Genomic DNA, 19713 nt, shown 5'->3' on the forward strand with positions numbered 1-19713 from the left:
TTCGTTAGCGTCAGCGGGCCAGAGGCCCGCGCTCCGGCGCTGGGACACCGAAAGGGGCACAGGGCTCCCGCCCTGTGCTACGCCCGCCGGCCCCTCCGGGGCGGAAAGACAAGTTCAAAGGCAACAGGATTGCACCTCTTTTGCCTTTGCACTTTCCTCTTTTGCCTTGGTTTTGCACCCCGGAGGGGTCGTCGGACGTAGCACAGGGTGGGAGCCCTGTGCCGCCGGCGCCCGGCGCTTCTTCAACCTGATCTGGCATGACCAACACCCTCACCGACTCGCCGCTCCCCGCCACGCCGCCCGCGACCGGGTGGGATACGGTGCTCTTCGTGCTGCGGGGCGCCGATCGCGCCGAGTTGCGCGCCCGCGCGCTCGCGCTGGTCGCCGACCTGGAGCGCCGGCCCGACGCCGAACTCGTTCCCCTGGCGGCGGCGCTCGCGGCGGAACTCCAGCCCGGCGGCGCGCGGCTCGCGGTGGTCGCCGGCTCGCGCGCCGACCTGCTCGCGCGGCTGACCCGCGCCGCGGACCGGCTCGGCGACCCGAAGGTCAAGCAGATCCGCGACTCCAACGGGGCCTACTACTTCTCCGAACCGCTCGCGGAGCAGGGCACGGTGGCGCTGCTGTTTCCCGGTGAGGGGGCGCAGTACCTGAACATGCTCGCCGACCTGTGCGGCGTGTTCCCGGAGGTCGAAGACACGTTCGCGTGGTCCGACCAACTGTCCGCGGAGGCGGGGCGGCCGGAGGCCTCGCTGCGCCGGATGCTGCACCTCCCACCGAGCGCGACCGCCGAGGAAAAGGCCGCCGCGGAAGCGGAGCTGCGGGGGCTGGGGCCGTCCATCTTCGGCGTGCTGCTCGCGGACCAGGCCATCTACCGCGTGATCGAGCACCTCAAGGTGCCCGTGGCCGCGATGGCGGGGCACAGCGCCGGGGAGCTCGGCGCGCTGCTGGCGAGCGGGGCAATGGACACGCGCGAGTCGCACGGCTCGCGGCTGCCCGACATCATGGAGGTGATGCAGCGCCAGGAGGCCGACGCCGGCGGCCCCGATGTGGCGCTGCTCGCCGTGGGCGCCAGCAAACAGACCATCACCGAGGTCGCCGAGGCGGTCGCGGGCGGGGCGGTGATCGTCGCGATGGACAACTGCCCGCACCAGTGCGTGGCGGTCGGGCCGACGCACCTCGTCGCCGCGGTGGAATCGGCGCTGGCGGAAAAGGGCGTGATCGCGGAGCGGCTCCCGTTCAAGCGGCCGTACCACACGCCGCTGTTCGAGCCGTACATGGGGGCGTTCCGCGAGCTGTTCGCGGCCGTCCCGTTCGGCGGCCAGCACACGCCCATTTACAGTTGCTCGACCGGCGCGCTGTTCCCTTCGGACCCGGACGCGATGCGGGAACTGGCCGTGAACCACTGGGTTCACCCCGTCGAGTTCACGCGGCTGATCGAGAACATGCACGCCGACGGGGTGAGACTGTTCGTAGAGTGCGGCCCGCGCGGGAACCTGTCCGCCTTCGTGGAAGACATCCTGCGCGGCAAGCCCTTCGCCGCGATCCCGGCCAACGTCCCCCGCAAGAGCGGCCCGACGCAGATCAACCACATGGTCGCACAACTCGTGGCACACGGCGTCGAACTCAACTTGGGTCACCTGTTCGGGGCGCGGGACGAAGACCCGGCACCCGGTCCCCTCACCGTTCTCGTAGCCCCGGCCAATGGAGCTTCTGTGGGTCAGCGGGAAGGGAGTGGGAGTTCCGCCGACCCGCGCCAATCTCCGCCGATCGGACCGCCGGGCGAGCGGAGAGGGGCGATGGGTCGGTCCGACTTTGCCGTACACGACTACCTGCGCGTGATGGGGCAGTTCCTCGACACCCAGCGCGAGGTGATGTCGGCGTTCCTCGGGAGCCCGTTCGTTCCTTCGGCGCCGGCGCCCGCTGCTGATCGGCTCGTTTCGACCGAGCCCTTACCGGCTCTGGAGCCAGAGGCGCTTCCGCCCTTCTGTCTCGTCGAGACGGTGGTTCATCACGAACCCGGGCGCGAGATCGTGTTCCGGCGCGTTCTGGACGAGCGCGAGGACCGGTACGCGTCCGATCACACCTTGGGCGGGCGCGGGGTGAGCCGCGAAGACCCGGGGCAGAACGGGCTGCCCGTGCTGCCCATGACGTTCAGCCTCGAAGCGATGGCCGAGGCCGCGTCGCTGCTCGTACCGGGCAAAGTGGTGATCGGGCTGCGCAACATCCGGCTGTTCCGGTGGCTCCCGCTCGACCCCGAAACGACCACGCTCGAGGTGCGGGCGACGGTCGCCGTGGTCGATCCCGGGACCGGCGCCGTCGAAGTCCGGGCGGACGTGCGCGACCTCGGCAACTCGTTCCTACGCGACGGCGCCGGCAAGGCGTCCGCGGAGGCGGTGGTGCTCCTCGCCGACCGCTACCCGGACCCGCCGGCGCCGCTGCCGTTCGAACTGACCGGCGCGGTGCCGTGCAAGAGCACGGTCGAGGACCTGCGCCGGAACATGTTCCACGGGCCGGTGTTCCAGATGATCCGCACGCTCGACACCACCGGGCGCGAGGGGATCGAGGGGACGCTGGAGGTGCAGTCGCGGGAAACGTGGTTCCGCTCGAACCCCGACCCGCAGTTCGCCCTCGACCCCGTCCTGATGGATGCGGCGATGCACATCCTGGGGGCGTGGCACCTCGAGCAGCCGGACTGGACCGGCCGCATCCTGCTGCCGTTCGAGGTGCAGAAGGTCGAGTACTTCGGCCCGACGCCGCAGGTCGGCGCGCACGTCCTGGTGCGCGGGCACAACGAGCAGGAGTCGGCCCGGCACTTCCGGCACGGCCTCGAAGTGTTCGACGAGACCGGTAACGTGTGGCTGCGGCTCACCGGCGCGGGCTACTGGCGGTTCTACCTGCCGTTCGGGCACGTCAACTTCTTCGGGCCGAAGGACGAGTACTACCTGAGCCGCGAGTGGGCGGAAGCCGCTGCGGGAAATGCGGAATTCGGAACGCGGAATTCGGAACAGAAGACACAAGGCAATTCGACTCCGCACTCCGCATTTGCAAAGTGCTACTTCCTGGAACCGCCCGCGGACCTGAAGCAGCCGGTGCTGCGTGCCGCCGGGGCGCGCGTGACGATGACGCCGGCCGAACTGGACGTGTTCGGCACCTGGACGGGCACCGACGCCGAACTGAACGACTGGTTCTTCGGGCGGATGCTCGCGAAGGACGCGGTTCGCAGCGCGTGGTCGCAGAAGCACGGCGAAGCGATGTTCCCCGCCGACATGGAAACGGAAACCGCCGACGGGCGGATCGTGTGTCGGCCGCGCGGCGCTGCCAAGAGTGAGGCGTTCCCGAACGTGGCGGTCGCTGTTGCGGACGGGAAGGTGGCGGCGTTCGCGGCGTTCGCCGAGTGGGTCGGGATCGCCCTTCAAACGGTTCCCAAGAACGCGACGCCGGAAGCCGACGCCGAGGCCCGGAAAGCGGTCGCATGCGGGGCCGTTGCCGACGCCCTGGGCGTTCCGCGCGAGGGCTGCACCCTACAATCACTCGACGCGAACACCGGCGCCGCGCGGGTGACCGCGGGCGGGGCCGCGTTCCGCGTTCAGACGGCCCGTAACAAAGACGCGGTCGTCGCGACCACCCTGTGCGAGCCGGCCTGATGCGAACTGCCGACGAAGTCCTCTCCGCGCTGAGCGACGTGGTACGCCAGACGTTCCCCGACCGCGACTTTCCCGACGCGGTCGATGCGTCCACCCGCGCCTTCGGCGATCTGGGGCTGGCGTCCATCGACCTCGTCGTGCTGGCCGAGCGGCTGGACGCCCACTTCGGGCGCCGCTTGCCCTTCGGATCGTTCCTGAAGGGACTGCGCGACCGGGCCGCGGACGACCTCGAACTCGGTGATCTCGTCGCCTTCCTGCAACAACACGTCTGATACCGGGCGAAGAGGGAGGGAGCAAAGGCAACCTACCCCCCGGCCCCCTCCCTGAAGGGAGGGGGCCGGGCACGATGGTCCCGAAGCAGAAGGAACGCGCCAAACTTCGCGTTCGCCCGTGTCTTCCTCCCCTCACTTCAGGGAGGGGGGCCGGGGGTGGGTCCGCTCCGCGCCCCCCTCTCGCGCCGGGACCACTCCTCTCGGCGCCACCCCCTCCCTTCCGCCGGCCCACGGAAGCTCCGCTGACCGGGCCGGCGAGCACGGTGAGGGAGCCGGGGGGTAGGTTGCTCCGCGGGGCTCGCGCGGGTTACAACCGCACGGCACCACCTCGACTCGGGCCGCGGCGTGTTCGGCTGCCATCAGGTTAGTATGGTAGCGCGCCGCGTCGCGCGGGCAACGCGACCAATCCCCTCCGGGCAGCGGGCCTTTCCCGCTCGCGATGTGTAACGGGGGGGTACAGTGGGGCTAGCGGCAATCGACGGGGGCACAACCGGACGTTCGCGGGTACTTTCGCTGCCGATTCGCTACCCGTTCGCTGGCCGATCGCTACCACCGAACGGCGCCCGCAAAACCCGGATAATGCTCCCCGGTGAACGAGAGACGGTTTCGGATTTGCTCGGAAATTTCGCTGCAAGACAATGGAAAATAAGCACTTGCAGCAAGTTTGGATTTGAGAGGTTTTCGCCCCACGGATAGGGAATCGGCGCCGGTGGTTCTTTCAGAAGCCGTTGGAGCTTCCAGAAGTGCCGCAACAGACCGGATTGGTACCACACCGCACGTGAGCAGTCATGCCCGAAGTCGAAGTTAACGGCACGCGCCTCTTCTACCAGCAGGACGGCACGGGGCCGGACGTGGTACTCATCCACGCCGTCACCAGCAACCAGGCCGTGTGGGTGCTGAGCGGGTTGCCCGAGGCGCTCGCGACCGAGTACCGCGTCACCACCTACGACATGCGCGGCCACGGAGCCAGCGCCCGGCCCGCCACCGGGTACACGTCCGCGGTGATGGTCGAGGACTTCCGCCAGCTCCACGCCGCACTCGGGCTCAAGCCCGCGGTGCTGGTCGGTCACAGCTTCGGCGGGGTGGTGGCGATGCACGCCGCGGCCGTCGCGCCCGAGTGCGTCGCCGGCGTGGTCCTCTCGGATTCGTTCTTCCCGGGGCTGAAGCACGTCGAACCGAACTTCGGAAAGATGAGCATCTGGGTCGATCTGCGCGAGCAGTTCGCCAAGGTGGGCGTCGAACTCGGCGAGACGGTGGACTTCTCCCGGCTGTTCCGCGAAACCGCCGCCCTGAGTTCCGCGAAGTTGAAGGAGCTGGAAGACATCTTCGGTCCGTTCGGGCGCGGGTGGCTGCGTCAGCTCCCGAAGCTCGCGGAAACGACGTGCGGCGAAGAGGTGCTGACCGAGGCTGGGCTGACCGCCGACGTTCTGGCCGGCATCCGTAAACCGGTGGTCGCTCTGTACGACGAATTCTCCCCCTTCCTTGCAACGTCGCGTTGGCTAGAACAACACCTTTCGGGGTGTACGGCCGAGATCATTCCGGCCGCGAAGCACCTCGCGATGTTCGATAACACCGCAGGCTTCACCGATGCCGTCCGACGGCATCTGAAACGCCTGAGCCAATGAGATGAACGGAACTCGTTCAACAGGGTGGTGGAGCGGCCCCCCTTTTTGTGGGCGTAACCAGTTTCGCACTGGGCTGTTTCACAGTATTCGTCGGCCTGTGGGCGGTGGGCACGTTTCGGACGGTTGAGCGGGTCGTTGAGGTTGAGCGAGTGGTCGAGGTCGAGCGGGTCGTCGAGAAGTTGGTCGAGCCGCCGCCCAGCCCAAGCTACGCCGATTTAGTCGTCACGCTCCGAAACGCGCCAATGGTTTTGGACGGTGATTTTGGTAATTACTTTGTGGAGGAAACGCGCAAAATCCCGGGCGTCGCGCAAGTGTCAGAGGGTGTCGTCGGCTTGGTGCACGAGATGCGCAGCAACGGAAATGTCAATGATACCCCCTTTATGATCCAGGGATGGCAACCGGATAACTTCTGGTACGGCGATCTGAAGGTCACTGCCGGTCGGCGGTTGGAAACCAAGGACCGACACAAAGTGCTGTTGGGCCAAAAGTTGGCCGAAAATCTTCGGAAGGAAGTTGGTGACAAAGTCGTCTTCGTCGCCGATCCCGAGCAACCGTATGAAGTGGTCGGCATTTGCAACAGCCTGGACCGTTCCGAAAACTACAGCGCAATCGTTTCGCTTGCCGACGGACAGGCCCTCACGGGCAAGCGTATAACCGGGTTTAGCGTTCGAGTCGCGGCTGGCATGGCCGACATTGACGCCGTGAAGCAAGCGATCGAGGCGCTCCGTGACCCGCGTGACACGAACGCACGACTTGAGGCCTTCCGTCCCAACCGGCGCTGAACGGCTCGTTACCCCGCGGCATTATCCCACCGGCTTGTAGGCATGTATTTCGCAGCTTTTATCCTGAAGAACCTCACGCGGCGCCCCGTCCGCACCGCGCTCACGGTGCTCGGGCTGGCGGTCACCGTCGGGAGCATGATCGCGCTGCTCGCCGTCAGCCACAACGTCGAGCGGTCGGTGGAGTCGGCGTTCGACACGCGCCGGGTGGACCTCGTCGTGCTCCAGGCGAACAAGCCGCTGGGGCTCGACAGCGATTTCCGCGAGTACATGGTCGAGCAGGTGCGGTCCTGGACCGACGTGGTGGACCGGGTGTCGGAGGGGGTCGTCAGCACCGCCAACACGATCCGCGACAGCGGGTCGGTGAACGAGAACACGTTCTTGGTCCAGGGCTGGAAGCCGGACAACTTCGGGTTCGAGGACATGGCCCTCCTGTCCGGCGAGATGCTGAAGGCGGAGGACACACACAAGATCATGCTCGGGGAGAAGCGGGCGAGCGCGATGGGCAAAAAGGTCGGCGACACGGTCACTTTCGTGGCCGATCCGGAGCACCCGTACACGGTGGTGGCCGTCTACAAAAGCCCCGTGGTCTTTGAAGACGGCGGGGCGATTGTTCCGTTCGCGGACGGTCAGGCGCTGACCGGCAAGCGGGTCACCGGGTTCTCGATCCGGGTCAAGCGCGGCACCGCGGACGGGGCGGCCGAGATCGCCGCCGTGCAGCAGCGGGTCGCCGACCTGCGCGACCCCAAAGACCCCACGGCTCGGCTCGACGCACAACCGCCCGACAAGTACGTTCAGTCGGTTTCGCAGCTCAAGCTGATCAAGGCCGTGTCGTGGCTGGTGTCCGCGATCGCGTTCGCGGTCGGCACGATCACCATGCTGAACACGATGGCGATGTCGGTGCTGGAGCGCACGCACGAGATCGGCATCCTGCGGGCGGTCGGCTGGCCCCGGTCCCGGGTCATCCGCATGATTCTGGGTGAGGCCGCCATGATCGCCTTGGGCGCGACCACGGCAGGGCTGCTGATCGCGTTCGTGGGGATGCAGTCGCTCACCCTCTCGCCCAAGGTGAACGGGTTCATCGAGCCGGACCTGTCCCTCATGGTGATCCTGGAGGGGGCGGCGATCACCCTCTTGATCGGGTTAATCGGCGGCGCGTACCCCGCGTACCGGGCGGCCCGGCTCCTGCCGACGGAGGCGCTGCGCCATGACTGACCGCCCCGCCGACTACCTACTCTACGGCGAGCAACTCGCGAAGACGTACCCCGATGGCGACGTGCGCGCGCTGAACGGCGTAACGCTGGGTGTGCGCGCCGGGCAGCACGTGGCGATCACCGGCCCGTCCGGGTGCGGCAAATCGACGCTCCTGAACCTGCTCGGGGTGCTCGACACGCCCGTCGCGGGGGAGGTGTACTACCGCGGGGAGCCGCTCTCGAAGTGCCCGAACCTGAACCACTTCCGCGCCCGGCAGATCGGTTTCGTGTTCCAGTCGTTCTTCCTGATCCCGACGCTGACGGCGAAGGAGAACGTGCAGGTGCCGATGTTCGAGGGGCCGGCCCTTTCCGCCCGGGCGCGGGCGAAGAAGGCCGAGGAACTGCTCGAACTGGTCGGGATGAGCAAGCGGGCGAACCACCTGCCGGTTCAGCTCTCGGTGGGCGAGCGGCAGCGGGTGGCGCTGGCCCGGTCCCTGGCGAACGACCCCGCGATACTGCTGGCCGACGAGCCCACCGGTAACCTCGACTCCGACAACGCCGTCAAGGTGCTCGACCTGTTCGCGTCGCTCCAGAAGGCGCGCAACCTCGCGCTCCTGGTGGTCACCCACAGCGACGAGGTGGCCCAGCGGGCCGACCGCGTGATCCGCATGAAAGACGGGCGCGTGGTGAGCGACTCCGCGAACGGCCGCGCCGCGCCGGCCGGCGGGCCGGGCTGACGGCCGGCGCGGTTCGCCTTGTCCGCTGGCGGTTGTGGGTTTAATCTCCGGGCGCTCGACGGACCCGGAGGTGAGCCCGATGCGCGTCGCGATTGTGATTCCGGCCCGGTTCGCGTCCTCGCGACTGCCCGGCAAGCCCCTGCTGAGGGACACCGGCAAGTACCTGATCCAGCACGTTTACGAGCGGGCGTGCGAGGCTAGGTGCGCCGACACGGTGGTCGTGGCGACCGACCACGAAGACATCCGTGCCGCGGTGGCCAGTTTTGGCGGGCGGGTCGCGATGACCCGCGCCGACCACCCGTCCGGCACCGACCGCGTGGCGGAGGTCGCCGCGACCCTCACGGCGGACGTGGTCATTAACGTACAGGGGGACGAACCCCAACTGGAACCGGACGCGATCGATCTGCTGGCCGACCTGATGCGTGACGGGTCCGACATGGCCACCCTGGCGGTGCCCATTCCAGACCTCGAAGCGTATCGCAACCCCAACGTGGTGAAGGTGGTGTGCGACGACCGCGGGCGGGCGCTGTACTTCTCACGCTCGCCGATCCCGGCGGTGCGGGACGACGAGCCGGATTTCGCCGCGCGCCCGGCCCGGTTCCTCCAACACCTCGGTGTGTACGCATACCGCCGCGAGTTCCTGCCGCGAATCGCCGCGACGCCGGCGCACCCGCTGGAACAGTCGGAGAAGCTGGAGCAACTCCGCGTGCTCGGCACCGGTGGTACGATCAGCGTCGGGGTGGTGGCGCACGCGCACCGCGGGGTCGATACCCCCGCGGACTACGCCGCGTTCGTGCGGTGGTACCGCTCGGCCGACGGTAGCGCCCGGCGCGCCGCCTGACCGCGTGGCCGATCCGTCGGCGGGCGCATAAGTCAGATTCGTCTCGACAGGTTCGTGCCGGCGTGCGGCGCGACGAAAAGGGAAGCCGGTGCGATTCCGGCGCAGGGCCGCTGCTGTGTTCGGCCAGGGTTCGGGCACCCGCCACTGTGATTCGTCATGGGAAGGCCGCCCGCTGCCCGCTACGAGCCGTAAGCCAGAAGACCTGCCTGTCGTTCACCCGTTCGGTGCCTCGGAACCAGGCGACCGGCCGACAGGCGCTCCGTGCGCGTGCGCACCCGTTTGTCCGCTTTGGCCCCCTCCGCAGGCACCCGGTTCGCCCGTCCCGGCGAACAAGGAGCCGTGCGTGTCTATCGACTACCCGTCCCGTTTGCCGCGTGTTCTTCTGCTGATGTCGCTGGTTGCGGCCGCGGCCCTTGTACGCCAGCTTCCGCACCCGCAGAACTTCACGCCGGTCGGGGCTCTGGCGATCTTCGCCGGGGCGTGCTTTGCCGACCGGCGGCTCGCGGTTCTGGTTCCACTCGCCGCTTTGGTTCCCGGCGACCTCACTGCCGGGATGCACGTGCTCGTGCCGGCCGTGTACGGGAGCCTCGCGCTGAACGTGTTACTGGCACGCCGGCTCCGGCTCCGGCGGACGGCGGCCTCGACCGCGGCGGTCACGCTCCTCGGGGCGGTCCAGTTTTTCGTCACCACCAACTTTGCCACCTGGCTGGTTTTTTACCCGCACACGCTCGGCGAGTTGGTGTCGTGCTACGTCGCCGCGGTCCCGTACTTCCGCAACACCCTGCTCGGGGACGCTACGTTCGTGGCGCTGCTTTTCGGCGCGCTGGCTCTGGCCGAGCGCGCGCTCCCGGCCGTCCGCGAGCCCGTGCCCGCGGCGGCGAACTGACGGAGGCGGTCGTGCGAATCGTGTCCCTGCTCCCCAGCGCCACCGAGATCGTTTGCGAACTCGGGCTCGGCGATGCGCTCGTGGGGGTGACTCATGAGTGCGACTATCCGGCGTTCGTGACCGCGCTTCCCAAAGTGACCCGCACGCTGATCCCGCACGATGCCATCAGCCGTGAGATCGACGCCCTGGTGCGCGAGCGACTGCAAACGCAACGGGCGCTCTACACACTTGACCTGCCGACGCTGGAGCGTTTGGAGCCGGATTTGATTGTGACCCAGGCGCTGTGCGACGTGTGCGCGGTGGCCGAAGCCGAGGTGACCGCGGCGGCCTGTACGCTGCCCGGCCGGCCGCGGGTCGTGAACCTCGAACCGACCTCGTTGGGGGACGTGTTCGACACGTTGCACTTGGTCGCCGACGCGGCGGGCGTGCCCGCACGGGCGGACCTCGCCGTGGCCGCGCTGCGTGAACGGATCGGGACGGTCGCTAAGCGTTCGGAGCAGGTGACCGCTCGCCCCCGGGTGGTCGTGTTGGAATGGCTCGACCCGCCGTTCAGTTGCGGGCACTGGACCCCGGAACTGGTTCGACTGGCCGGGGGCGACGAGGTGCTCGGCGTGTCCGGCGGGCCGTCGCGCACGCTCGCCTGGGCGGACGTAGTCGCGGCGCGGCCGGACGTGCTATTGGTTGCGTGCTGTGGCTTCTCGCTGGAGCGGACGCTCGTCGATCTTCCGGCGCTCCGGGACTGCCCGGGATGGGAGGCGCTTCCGGCGGTTCGTTCCGGGCGAGTGTACGTCACCGACGGTAATGCGTACTTCAGTCGGCCCGGGCCGCGCCTCGTGGACAGCGCCGAGATCGTCGCTCACGCGCTCCACCCGGCCCTTCACCCGCTCCCGCCGGGACTGCCCACCGCCCGACGGCTGACGCGCGAAGAGATCGGGAACGCGCGGCCGGTGACCGTATGAGGCCGAAGGTGCTGCTGTCGTGGAGTTCGGGCAAGGACTCCGCCTGGGCGTTGCACGTTCTGCGACAGCGCGGTGAGGTAGAGATTGTTGGGCTGGTGACCACCCTGAACGAGGCGTTCGGGCGGGTCGCGATGCACGGCGTTCGGGCCGAACTGGTCCGCGCGCAGGCCGAGGCCGCCGGGTTGCCACTGTGGGCGGTCCCGTTGCCGTGGCCGTGCTCGAACGACCAGTACGAGAGCCGGATGCGCGGGCTCGTAGAACGGGCGAGAGCCGCGGGCGTCAGCGGGCTCGCGTTCGGTGACCTGTTCCTGGCCGATGTCCGCGCCTACCGCGAGCGGCAGTTGGCCGGGTCCGGGATTGAGCCGCTGTTCCCGCTGTGGGGTTCTCCGGCGGACACGCCCGCGCTGGCGCGGGAGATGATCGGCGCAGGGCTCCGGGCTACGCTGTCGTGCGTCGATCCGAAGCAACTCACCCGGCAGTTGGTCGGTCGGGAGTTCGACGCGCGGCTTTTGGCCGAACTGACGCCGGGCGCCGATCCGTGTGGGGAGAACGGTGAGTTTCACACCTTCTGTTACGCCGGCCCGATGTTCGATCGGCCGATCCCGATGCGGGTCGGCGACACGATCGAACGGGACGGGTTCTGCTTCGCGGACCTGCTGCCGGGCGCCGCACCAGAGTGAACCGCCACATTTGCAGATGTTGCGGGTGGCACGTTCCAGGCGACCCCGTTCACTTTTCGGAACAACGATTCGCACCGGAAACGCGGGAGGCTCGGTTCGCGCGCCCGTGGGGCCGTGGGTGCCCCTCTGGATTTTGGCCCGTTATTGGTTTTCCCAAAACCCCTTCCACTCCGGCCCCGCTGCTAATGCCCCCAGTTCGACAAACGGTGCCACATGCCCCAGATTCCATCTCGCCCCAGTTTGTTTCATTCTGATGTTGAGCAATTGCTTAACCGTTCCCTCCACCAACCCGCTTCCAATCGACTGCCCCCGCCGCAAACGCACCGCATAATTCAACCGCCCCTGTTGGCCACAAAAGTAATTCAATACGCCGCCCAAGGCGGCTCCGTCGCCTCCGGCGGGCATCTGCCCGGTCAGTTCTCCGATCCAGTCCACCAACCCGGGATATCCGTCTTCCAGCAGCTTCGACTTGCCCCGGACAAACGCCGTCGCGGCTTGGACCCCGGGACCGAACACCGCCTTCGCCCCGCTGGCGAGGTACTCCGCCCCATGCCAGAAGTCGAGGACCTGGGTCGCGTCACGGAAGTGCTGCTCGGACACGTTCCACAACCACTCGGCCCCATCCCCCAGTACCGTCATTTGGCTCGAATCGGTCCACTCCAGTCGCGTGGCCTCGTCGTGACACCGCTTCCCGAACAGGCTCGCCTCCTCCACGGCCGCGATCACCGACCGCGCCAACGGGGTTGGCAGGTCGCGTCCCTCCCAGTCCATCGCCGTGGTCGGCGCACTTCGCTCGCGCCGGGCAAAAACGGCCATCTTGAGATCCCGCCAACCGTCCTCCACAGTGTTGACCTTGCCCGCGTCGATGTGCAACTCGCTGTCCACCGGCCGCTCGGTCCTGGCCGCGGCTTGGGCTCGGGTGAAGACTTCAGCGGTCGAGCGGTGTTGCCGGGTGGCGGTGGCCTGGGCCGCCGTGGCGTGGCAGAGTTGCCGGATGGTGTTGTCGTCCAATTCCCAGCCGACCACCTCGGCCAGAGTCACTTCGGCTTTGGCGAAGGACTGTTGGACGCCCAGCAAGACGGCCATCCGACAGGCGCCCGGGGTGACGTAGCCGCTGAGGCCCAGCCCGCGATCGGCTCCGAACTCGCCTTGCCCGCAAGTGGGGCAGTGGAAATACCTCCGCTCCAGCTCAATCGGACCAACGGCGGTCACAACCGTTCGGGTGTGCGGTCCTTTGGAGCGCCCGGGGTGCGTCTTCGCGCAGGTGCGGGCGCGCCCCCTTTTTGCTCGTCCTTCTCGATCCGTGAACCCAAGGCGGCACCGAGTGTGGTCCGCAACAGTTTGCGCCCTTGATCGAGTGCATGCTTCTCGCAGGCGGCCAGGACCGTGCCGTCGGGAGCTTCTTGGGCCAGACGATTCAGGTCCGTGAAATAGCCCAGCAGTTGTTCCAAGGCCAACCGTTCGGATTCGGTACTGTATTCTATAGTCAGCGTCGGCATCAGTATCCCTCCCAGATTGCCACGGCTTCCCCAGCCGGCTCCCATACCGTTCACAAATGCCAAAATCCAGAGGGGCACCCTGGGGCCGTTCCGCTGATTGTTCCCGTCCCGGCGGGCGATATACTGATAGTTTGGTACCGTCGCACTCCAGGAACCGTTGCTCGATGACCAAACACATCTTCGTGACCGGGGGCGTCGTAAGCTCACTCGGGAAGGGTTTAACATCGGCATCGATCGGCCTCTTGTTGGAGGAACGCGGATTGCGGGTGCGGCTTCAGAAGCTCGATCCGTATTTGAACGTGGATCCCGGTACGATGTCGCCGTACCAGCACGGCGAGGTGTACGTGCTCGACGACGGCACCGAGACCGATCTCGACCTGGGGCACTACGAGCGGTTCACCCACGCCACCCTGAACAAAGACTGTAACTACACCACCGGCAAGATCTACCTCTCGGTGATCGAAAAGGAACGCCGCGGCGACTACAAGGGCAAAACGGTTCAGGTGATCCCGCACGTCACGGACGAGATCAAGTCCTGCATCCGGAAGATGGTCGCGCCGGACGTTGATGTGGTCATCACGGAGATCGGCGGGACCGTCGGCGACATTGAGGGCATGCCCTACTTCGAGGCGATCCGGCAGTTCGCGCTGGACGTCGGCAAGCACAACTGCCTGTTCGTCCACCTCACACTCGTCCCGTATTTGAAAGCGGCGGGTGAACTGAAGACCAAGCCGACGCAGCGCAGCGTCCGCGACCTGCGCGAGATCGGCATCCAGCCCGACATCCTGATCTGCCGCACCGAGCGCGACATTCCGAAGGACGAGTGCGAGAAGATCGCGCTGTTCTGCAACGTCGAGCGCAATGCGGTGATCGAGGAGAAGGACAAGGAATTCAGCATCTACGAGGTGCCGCTGAGCCTCGCCGACAACAAGCTCGACGAGTTGGTGGTGGAAAAGCTCGCGCTGACTCAGGCGAGGCCGCTGGACATGAGCGCCTGGCGGACGATGCTCGACCGGATGCGCGCACCGGCCCACGAGGTAACCATCGGGTTCGTGGGTAAGTATGTGAAGCACCGCGACGCGTACAAGAGCGTGTACGAGTCGATCGACCACGCCGGCATTGCCAACAACGCGAAGGTGCGGGTGGTCCGGATCGAGTCCGACAAACTCGCCGAAGAGGGCGCGGCCCAGGCGCTCGCGGGCGTCGACGGGCTGCTCGTCCCCGGCGGGTTCGACAAGCGCGGGATCGAGGGCAAGATCGATGCCATCCGGTTCGCGCGCGAGACGGGGCTGCCGTTCTTCGGCATTTGCCTCGGGCTCCAGTGCGCGACGATCGAGTTCGCGCGGAATGTGGCGGGCCTGGATGGGGCCAACAGCACCGAGTTCGATAAGGTGTCGCCGCATCCCGTGGTGTGCCTGCTCGAGGAACAGGTGAACGTCACGAACTTGGGCGGGACGCAGCGCCTGGGCGCGTACCCCTGCCACCTAGTGCCCGGCACGAAGGCGCGCGCCGCGTACGGCGTGGACGTGGTTAGCGAGCGGCACCGGCACCGGTACGAGGTCAACAACGCCTACCGCGAAAAGCTCTCCGCCGCCGGGTTGGTGTTCTCGGGCACGAGCCCGTCCGGCGATCTGGTAGAGGCGATCGAACTACCGAACCACCCGTGGTTCGTGGCCGTGCAGGCGCACCCGGAGTTCCTCTCCAAGCCGACCAAATCGCACCCACTGTTCCGCGACTTCGTCGGCGCCAGTTTGGCCCGCCGGCTCGGTAAGAAGCCCGTCGCGGTGGTTATGAAATAGAGCAAGTAGATGAGCCACGAAGGATCGCAAGGGTTCATCTGCTTTGGCCTCTTAACCCTCAGGTTATGCCACAAGTTGGGGTTGACCCGTCGTGTCGGCACGGTTGACGTGTAAGTCCGGCAAGGAGGGCCATGATGACCGATACATTTCCGGCGGCGGGGTTTGGGTCGATTCATTTTGGTAATGTCGATCTGGGCGACGCGCGGGTGAACCGGCGGTTGGCGACGTTGGCCGACCTGTTGGTGGCCAGCGGAGCCGAGAGTCTGCCGGACAAGTTCGCCGACCCGGCCGATTACCGGGCGTTCAACCGCCTCGTGGGCCGTCCCGAGGCGACCCACGAGGCGGTCACCGCACCGCACCGGGCGCACACGCGAAATCGCATGCGCGCCCATACGGGTGCGGTGCTGGTGCTGCACGACACCACCGAACTGGATTACTCGGGCCGGGCGTTGCCGCGCATGGGGCCGATCGGCAACGGGCACGGCACCGGTTGGGAGTGCCACAACAGCCTGGCCGTGGACGCGGGCTCCGGGGCGGTCCTGGGGTTGGCCGCCCAGATCCTGCACCGGCGCCCGCCGACCCGATCCAACCGGGGCGAGACCAAAGCCCAGAGGCGTCAGCGGCAGGACCGCGAGAGCCGACTGTGGGTGACGGGGTTAGAGGCCGTGGGCCCGGCCCCGGACGGGCGGCACTGGGTGCATGTGAGCGATCGTGGGTCGGACACGTTCGAGTACCTATCGGCGCTGGTCACCGGGGGGCACCGGTTCGTGGTCCGGTCCCGGCACGACCGGGTGCGATCGGATGAGGCCACATTGCACGCCCACCTGCGGGCGTTGTCGGCGGTGAGCGCCTGGTCTGGGGAGGTGCGGTGTGGCCCGCACGGGGGCTCGACCCGCACCGCGGACCTGTCGGCGGCCGGGGTGCGCGTCGAGTTGCCGGACCCGTCCGGTTCGGCCCCGGCGTTGGGGGTGTGGGCGTTGCGGGTGTGGGAACCGAACCCGCCGGACGGTGTCGACCCGGTGGAGTGGTTCCTGCTCACCGATCGGGCCCTGGACACGGCCGCGGGGTTACGTGAGGTGGCCGGTTGGTATTGTCAACGGCCGATCATTGAGGAGTATCACAAGGCTCTCAAGAGCGGGTGCGGCGTGGAGGAGTTGGGGCACCGCACTCCGGAGACGTACTTGTTTAGCGCGCCGGTAGTAGCACAGGGCGAGGTAGGAGCCGGTTGCCGAACCATCGCAACGTTTGGCTGATGTGATCCACGACCGAGAGGGTCCGGCGGCGGCACGTCTCGAACACGGACATCAACACGCCTTGCGCCTTCGCGCCCGCGGCGGTCCGGTTCCCGCCCCACACCTTGCGGTTCACAACCGCGGGGCGAATCGCCTGCTCGGCCTTCCAGTTGGTGGGCTCGACCCGCGGGTCGAACACGAATGTAAACCACTGCTCGAAATGGTTCCACAGGTGCTTCGCCAGCGTCACGTACGCCGGCACCGCCCGCGGTCGCGTCACCAGTTCCAGCAGGCGGTCGTCGAACTGCGACCGTGCGCGTCCCGTTGGTCGTCGGTCCACGTCCCCGGCGCGTACTCATTCCGCCAGTGGATCGCCTCGGTGAACCGCGCGATCACCTGGCGCGGGAACCGCACGGCCCCGCGGGTCCCCCGCTCCAGCAGTTCCCGCGCGCGGCGGAGCACATGGGCCAGGCACTGCTGGTGGATCGCCCCCTCGAATCGCTCGTAGGAGGCGAACCCGTCGTGGCTCAGGACGCCCGACCAGTCCGCCCCGATCACCCGCTCCAGGGCGTCGGCACTGCGTTTCGAGTCGACGCCGTAAGCCGTGGCCCGGTCGGCGACCCACGCGTGGAGCCAGGCCGGGTGCCCTCCGATCCGCCAACCCGTCTCGTCGGCCGCAATCTGCTCGGACGCCCGCACCTCGCCGAGGATCAGGTGGTAGTCCGGCTCCAGCCGCGTGGCGGCCCGTAGGCCGATCTGGGCGCTGGCCCCGCGCGTCAGCGTGATGCCGAACAGGGTCTCGAAGACCGACGCGACCTTGCCGTGCGACAGCCCCATCTGGGTGTGCAGGAGCGCCGCCGCGGTCTGAGCGTCCGGGCCGACCTGGCTGGCCGCCGCGCCCAGGGCGTCGGACGTCTGGAGCGGGTGCCGGCCCTGGGTCCGCTTCCCGCACGCCTCACAGTGCCCGATGTGGATACGGAACTTGCGGATCAGCGGCTGGCGTGGGATCTCGGTCTGGAACTGTTCGGCCGTGCCGGTCTCGACGAGCCGGCCCCGGCAGTGCGGGCACGCGTCGGGGAGGTCGGCCTCGTGGCACTCGGCGACCTGTTCGGGTGGGGGCGGCGAGCGGTGACCGTGCTTGCCGTGGACATCGCCCGACTTGCGGCCGGGTGGCTTCGGGTTCGGCTTGGGCGGGCCCTTGCGGAACGGAGCGGCCTGCCGCTTGCCGGCGCGCGTGGCCTCGTCCAGCCGCCGGGTCAGTTCGGCGACCTGGGCCGTGAGTTCGGCGACTTGCTTGGAGAGGTCCCGGCAACCGGGACACACGAGCTCGTCCATACCGCGATGTTACCAAATCGGCCACCGATCCGCTGCACCCCCGCTGACAGGAGCGCTAAACAAGTACCCGGAGACGTTGTCCGCGGCGGTGGGGGGGCTGAGCGTGGTGGCGGTGGGCCTGCTGGGCCTGCGGGACGCGGCCCGGGACTCGACCCAGAGCGCTCAACCGGCGGCCCCACTGGTGGGAGCCACCGCGGTCGAGGCGCTGAGCATCTGGCGCACCGGGCGGTCCGAGCCCAACTGGTCCGTGGGGGCGTTCGTGCTGGCGCTCGGGCGATTGGGCGGGCACATGAACCGACGACGGGATGGAGTGCCCGGCTGGCTCACCCTCTGGCGCGGCCTTCGAAAGCTCACCCCCATGATCCACGTACTCAAAAAGGCAAGGCCAACTTGTGGCATAACATGAGCTCTTAACCCCAATACCGTTCAATCGGGGGTTTACGACAGTAGGGCTTCCAAGCAAGCTGGTGTTTACCACAAATAGGCCATTCACCATGCCCGCTCTCGATCATAAAGTGCCTTCTGGTAACGACTTGATGAGCCCGAGGTGCCGAGGAAATGATGATCCTATGCTCCACATTTGATCGTTTCGTGAATGGTAGCCCCATTAGCGTGATGGCTCGGGCGGCCGTCGAACATGCCCTTTGTGCGTCCGCCCTGGATGAACTATTCGACCGCACCGCCGAGCGAGGTTATATACCCTACCCGGCCAGCACTGTACTTTGCGCGAAGTTATAGCACTACAGCGCTACTTTGACCTAACTGTAGATTTTGCCGGCCGTTTCGGCTTTGGCGTTCTTGGTATTTTGCGCGTTCGTGGCTGAACGACGCGTCGTTGTTTGGACGCGGTGGCGGCCCGATTGCGGCGCTGGTGGTACGCGATGACCTCCAACACCCAGACCCGTGTCGTGGTCTCCCGGGCCCGCTCGAGCCACTCGCGGCTCAGTAGGGCCAGGGCCCGGCACACCTGCTCCGCGGTCACCTGGGGATTTTTCCCCCCGCAGTTGTTGGGTGTGTTCGGCCACGAACCCGAGCATGGCCACGCACAGACCCAGGTGCCGCCGCAGGGCCACATAGTTGCGGCCCTCGAAGTGGGTGAACCCGAGCTCCGATTTACAGATCCGGAACACGTGCTCCACGGCCGCCCGGCGGAACCCGACTCGGACCAGGGCCTCGGCCGTGGACCCGACCGGGGCGTTGGACACCAGGAACTTCTCCTCGCCCGTCTGGTCGCTGCACGCCCACACCAACCAGTACGGACCCGGCGACCAACCGGCCGCGCCCGAGGCCCACACCCGGACCCGCTTGGCCCGCCACACCTGGTCCTCGGCGGTGGCCCGGGACAGGCGCAGGATCTGCCACTCCTGGGACCGGAATGCGCCCGCCTGGCGGACCACGTCCCGGGCCTCTTGGCCCTTCACCCCGGGGACCGGTTGGGCCCCCGAGCGGGCCACCACGCGGCACGAGAACGTGGACGGCACCTCGCCCACGAACGCCTGCGTGCGGTCGTCCAGGCCCCGCAGGAGCTCGGGGCTCTTGCCGTACTCGCTGTCGAACGTGAGCCAATCCAGGTGCACCCCATTGGCCCGGGCCCGGTCCACCTGTTCCAGGGCCATGCGCCACTTGGGCCGGTGCACCACGTCGTCGGGAATACCCGCGGACCGGCACCGCGAGCGGTCCTCGGACCAGTCGGCCGGCAGGTACAGGTCGGCGTCCAGGAGGGCCCGGTACGAGCCCCGGGTGACACCCAGGTGCACGGTCACGATGCCGTTGTCCACCTTGCCCACGCACCCCAGGTACTGGCGACCCACCCCGGGTGTCTTGGTCCCTTTCTTGACCGCGCGGGTCTCGTCGATGAGCCCGACCGTGCCGGTGTCGGCGCCCGATTCCGCGAGCAACACGCGGGCGATCCGCTTCGGCACGTCGTGTCCCAGGGCCGCATGGCCCCACTGGTGATCCCGGAGGAACTCCTGGAGCGTTCGCACCGGGGTGCCCGCGGCCAAGGCCACCGGCTCGGCCGTCTTCCGAGGCAGGTCCGATAGCAACCCGCGGGAGTACGTGCGCAGGTGCTCGAACGTCGGGGCCGATCGGACGTGGGCTCGGAAACCCTCCAGGAACGTCGCCAGCGCCGGGCCCAGGGCCTCCAGTTGAGCTCCCGTCATCGCATCCCTCCTCAGTGCCGGGAAGCTATTTTAGTTCAAATCAACGCACTACTTGCGACTTTTAGCGCTG

Annotated in this window: 17 protein-coding genes and 1 riboswitch; of the genes, 13 read left to right on the forward strand and 4 right to left on the reverse strand. The window is 67.6% G+C overall.

The genetic code is table 11. The annotated features are described in order from the left end of the window. The first annotated feature begins 257 nt into the window (after nt 1–257). The 10 genes from GobsT_RS28595 to GobsT_RS28640 all read left to right on the forward strand — a co-directional run bounded on the left by GobsT_RS28595 (nt 258) and on the right by GobsT_RS28640 (nt 11616). A complete protein-coding gene (locus GobsT_RS28595; protein WP_010045541.1) occupies nt 258–3644 on the forward strand; it encodes a polyketide synthase dehydratase domain-containing protein in 3387 nt (1128 codons plus the stop codon). Next, on the forward strand, nt 3644–3916 hold the full coding sequence (locus GobsT_RS28600; protein ID WP_010045537.1) for an acyl carrier protein: 273 nt from the start codon (nt 3644–3646) through the stop codon (nt 3914–3916). Before GobsT_RS28595 ends, GobsT_RS28600 begins: the two co-directional genes overlap by 1 nt. A gap of 788 nt (nt 3917–4704) precedes the next feature. Continuing rightward, nucleotides 4705–5541, forward strand: a complete 837-nt coding sequence (locus tag GobsT_RS28605) for an alpha/beta fold hydrolase (protein ID WP_010045535.1) — start codon at nt 4705–4707, stop codon at nt 5539–5541. 149 nt (nt 5542–5690) lie between these two features. Further along, nucleotides 5691–6323 carry an ABC transporter permease gene (locus GobsT_RS28610; protein WP_033199147.1) on the forward strand — a complete coding sequence of 211 codons (633 nt, stop codon included), beginning with the start codon at nt 5691–5693 and terminating at the stop codon, nt 6321–6323. A 42-nt stretch (nt 6324–6365) separates the two neighbouring features. Continuing rightward, nucleotides 6366–7535, forward strand: a complete 1170-nt coding sequence (locus GobsT_RS28615; protein WP_010045531.1) for an ABC transporter permease — start codon at nt 6366–6368, stop codon at nt 7533–7535. After that, nucleotides 7528–8250 carry an ABC transporter ATP-binding protein gene (locus GobsT_RS28620; protein ID WP_010045529.1) on the forward strand — a complete coding sequence of 241 codons (723 nt, stop codon included), beginning with the start codon at nt 7528–7530 and terminating at the stop codon, nt 8248–8250. Before GobsT_RS28615 ends, GobsT_RS28620 begins: the two co-directional genes overlap by 8 nt. A gap of 79 nt (nt 8251–8329) precedes the next feature. After that, nucleotides 8330–9091, forward strand: a complete 762-nt coding sequence (gene kdsB, locus GobsT_RS28625; RefSeq protein ID WP_010045527.1) for a 3-deoxy-manno-octulosonate cytidylyltransferase — start codon at nt 8330–8332, stop codon at nt 9089–9091. A 32-nt stretch (nt 9092–9123) separates the two neighbouring features. Next, a riboswitch (cobalamin riboswitch) is annotated at nt 9124–9315 on the forward strand. 119 nt (nt 9316–9434) lie between these two features. Beyond that, nucleotides 9435–9977 carry a DUF6580 family putative transport protein gene (locus tag GobsT_RS28630; protein WP_010045523.1) on the forward strand — a complete coding sequence of 181 codons (543 nt, stop codon included), beginning with the start codon at nt 9435–9437 and terminating at the stop codon, nt 9975–9977. Between the two features lie 11 nt (nt 9978–9988). Next, nucleotides 9989–10936, forward strand: coding sequence for a cobalamin-binding protein (locus tag GobsT_RS28635; protein ID WP_010045517.1), 948 nt, complete (start codon nt 9989–9991; stop codon nt 10934–10936). Next, nucleotides 10933–11616, forward strand: coding sequence for a Dph6-related ATP pyrophosphatase (locus GobsT_RS28640; RefSeq protein ID WP_010045515.1), 684 nt, complete (start codon nt 10933–10935; stop codon nt 11614–11616). The genes GobsT_RS28635 and GobsT_RS28640 overlap by 4 nt, the downstream gene beginning before the upstream one ends. A 141-nt stretch (nt 11617–11757) precedes the next feature. Here the strand turns inward: GobsT_RS28640 and GobsT_RS28645 are convergent, their stop codons facing one another. Then, the gene (locus tag GobsT_RS28645; protein WP_232068452.1) at nt 11758–12990 is read right to left on the reverse strand and encodes an ISKra4-like element ISGob7 family transposase; all 1233 of its coding nucleotides are present in this window, start codon (nt 12988–12990) and stop codon (nt 11758–11760) included. A 289-nt stretch (nt 12991–13279) separates the two neighbouring features. On the opposite strand from GobsT_RS28645, the gene GobsT_RS28655 reads away from it, so the two are divergent. Together GobsT_RS28655 and GobsT_RS28660 are read left to right on the forward strand one after the other, a co-directional pair. Further along, nucleotides 13280–14914, forward strand: coding sequence for a CTP synthase (locus GobsT_RS28655; protein ID WP_010045512.1), 1635 nt, complete (start codon nt 13280–13282; stop codon nt 14912–14914). Nucleotides 14915–15048: 134 nt separating this feature from the next. Continuing rightward, nucleotides 15049–16167 (forward strand): IS4 family transposase, encoded by a 1119-nt coding sequence (locus GobsT_RS28660; RefSeq protein ID WP_010045510.1) that lies wholly within the window; start codon nt 15049–15051, stop codon nt 16165–16167. On the opposite strand, the gene GobsT_RS40640 is transcribed toward GobsT_RS28660, so the two are convergent. Then, on the reverse strand, nt 16100–16426 hold the full coding sequence (locus GobsT_RS40640; protein ID WP_010045508.1) for an IS66 family transposase: 327 nt from the start codon (nt 16424–16426) through the stop codon (nt 16100–16102). The two genes, GobsT_RS28660 and GobsT_RS40640, sit on opposite strands and share 68 nt — an antisense overlap. Continuing rightward, nucleotides 16423–17481: an IS66 family transposase gene (locus tag GobsT_RS40645; protein WP_109570801.1), complete on the reverse strand. Its 1059-nt coding sequence runs from the start codon at nt 17479–17481 to the stop codon at nt 16423–16425. Before GobsT_RS40645 ends, GobsT_RS40640 begins: the two co-directional genes overlap by 4 nt. Nucleotides 17482–17557: 76 nt before the next feature. On the opposite strand from GobsT_RS40645, the gene GobsT_RS28675 reads away from it, so the two are divergent. Next, nucleotides 17558–17887 carry a hypothetical protein gene (locus GobsT_RS28675; RefSeq protein WP_010046813.1) on the forward strand — a complete coding sequence of 110 codons (330 nt, stop codon included), beginning with the start codon at nt 17558–17560 and terminating at the stop codon, nt 17885–17887. Between the two features lie 352 nt (nt 17888–18239). Here the strand turns inward: GobsT_RS28675 and GobsT_RS28680 are convergent, their stop codons facing one another. Beyond that, complete coding sequence (locus tag GobsT_RS28680) at nt 18240–19643, reverse strand: IS701 family transposase (RefSeq protein ID WP_010046807.1); 1404 nt, start codon at nt 19641–19643, stop codon at nt 18240–18242. Nucleotides 19644–19713: the final 70 nt, after the last annotated feature.

It is taken from the genome of Gemmata obscuriglobus, from assembly GCF_008065095.1.
Classification (GTDB): Bacteria; Planctomycetota; Planctomycetia; order Gemmatales; family Gemmataceae; genus Gemmata; species Gemmata obscuriglobus.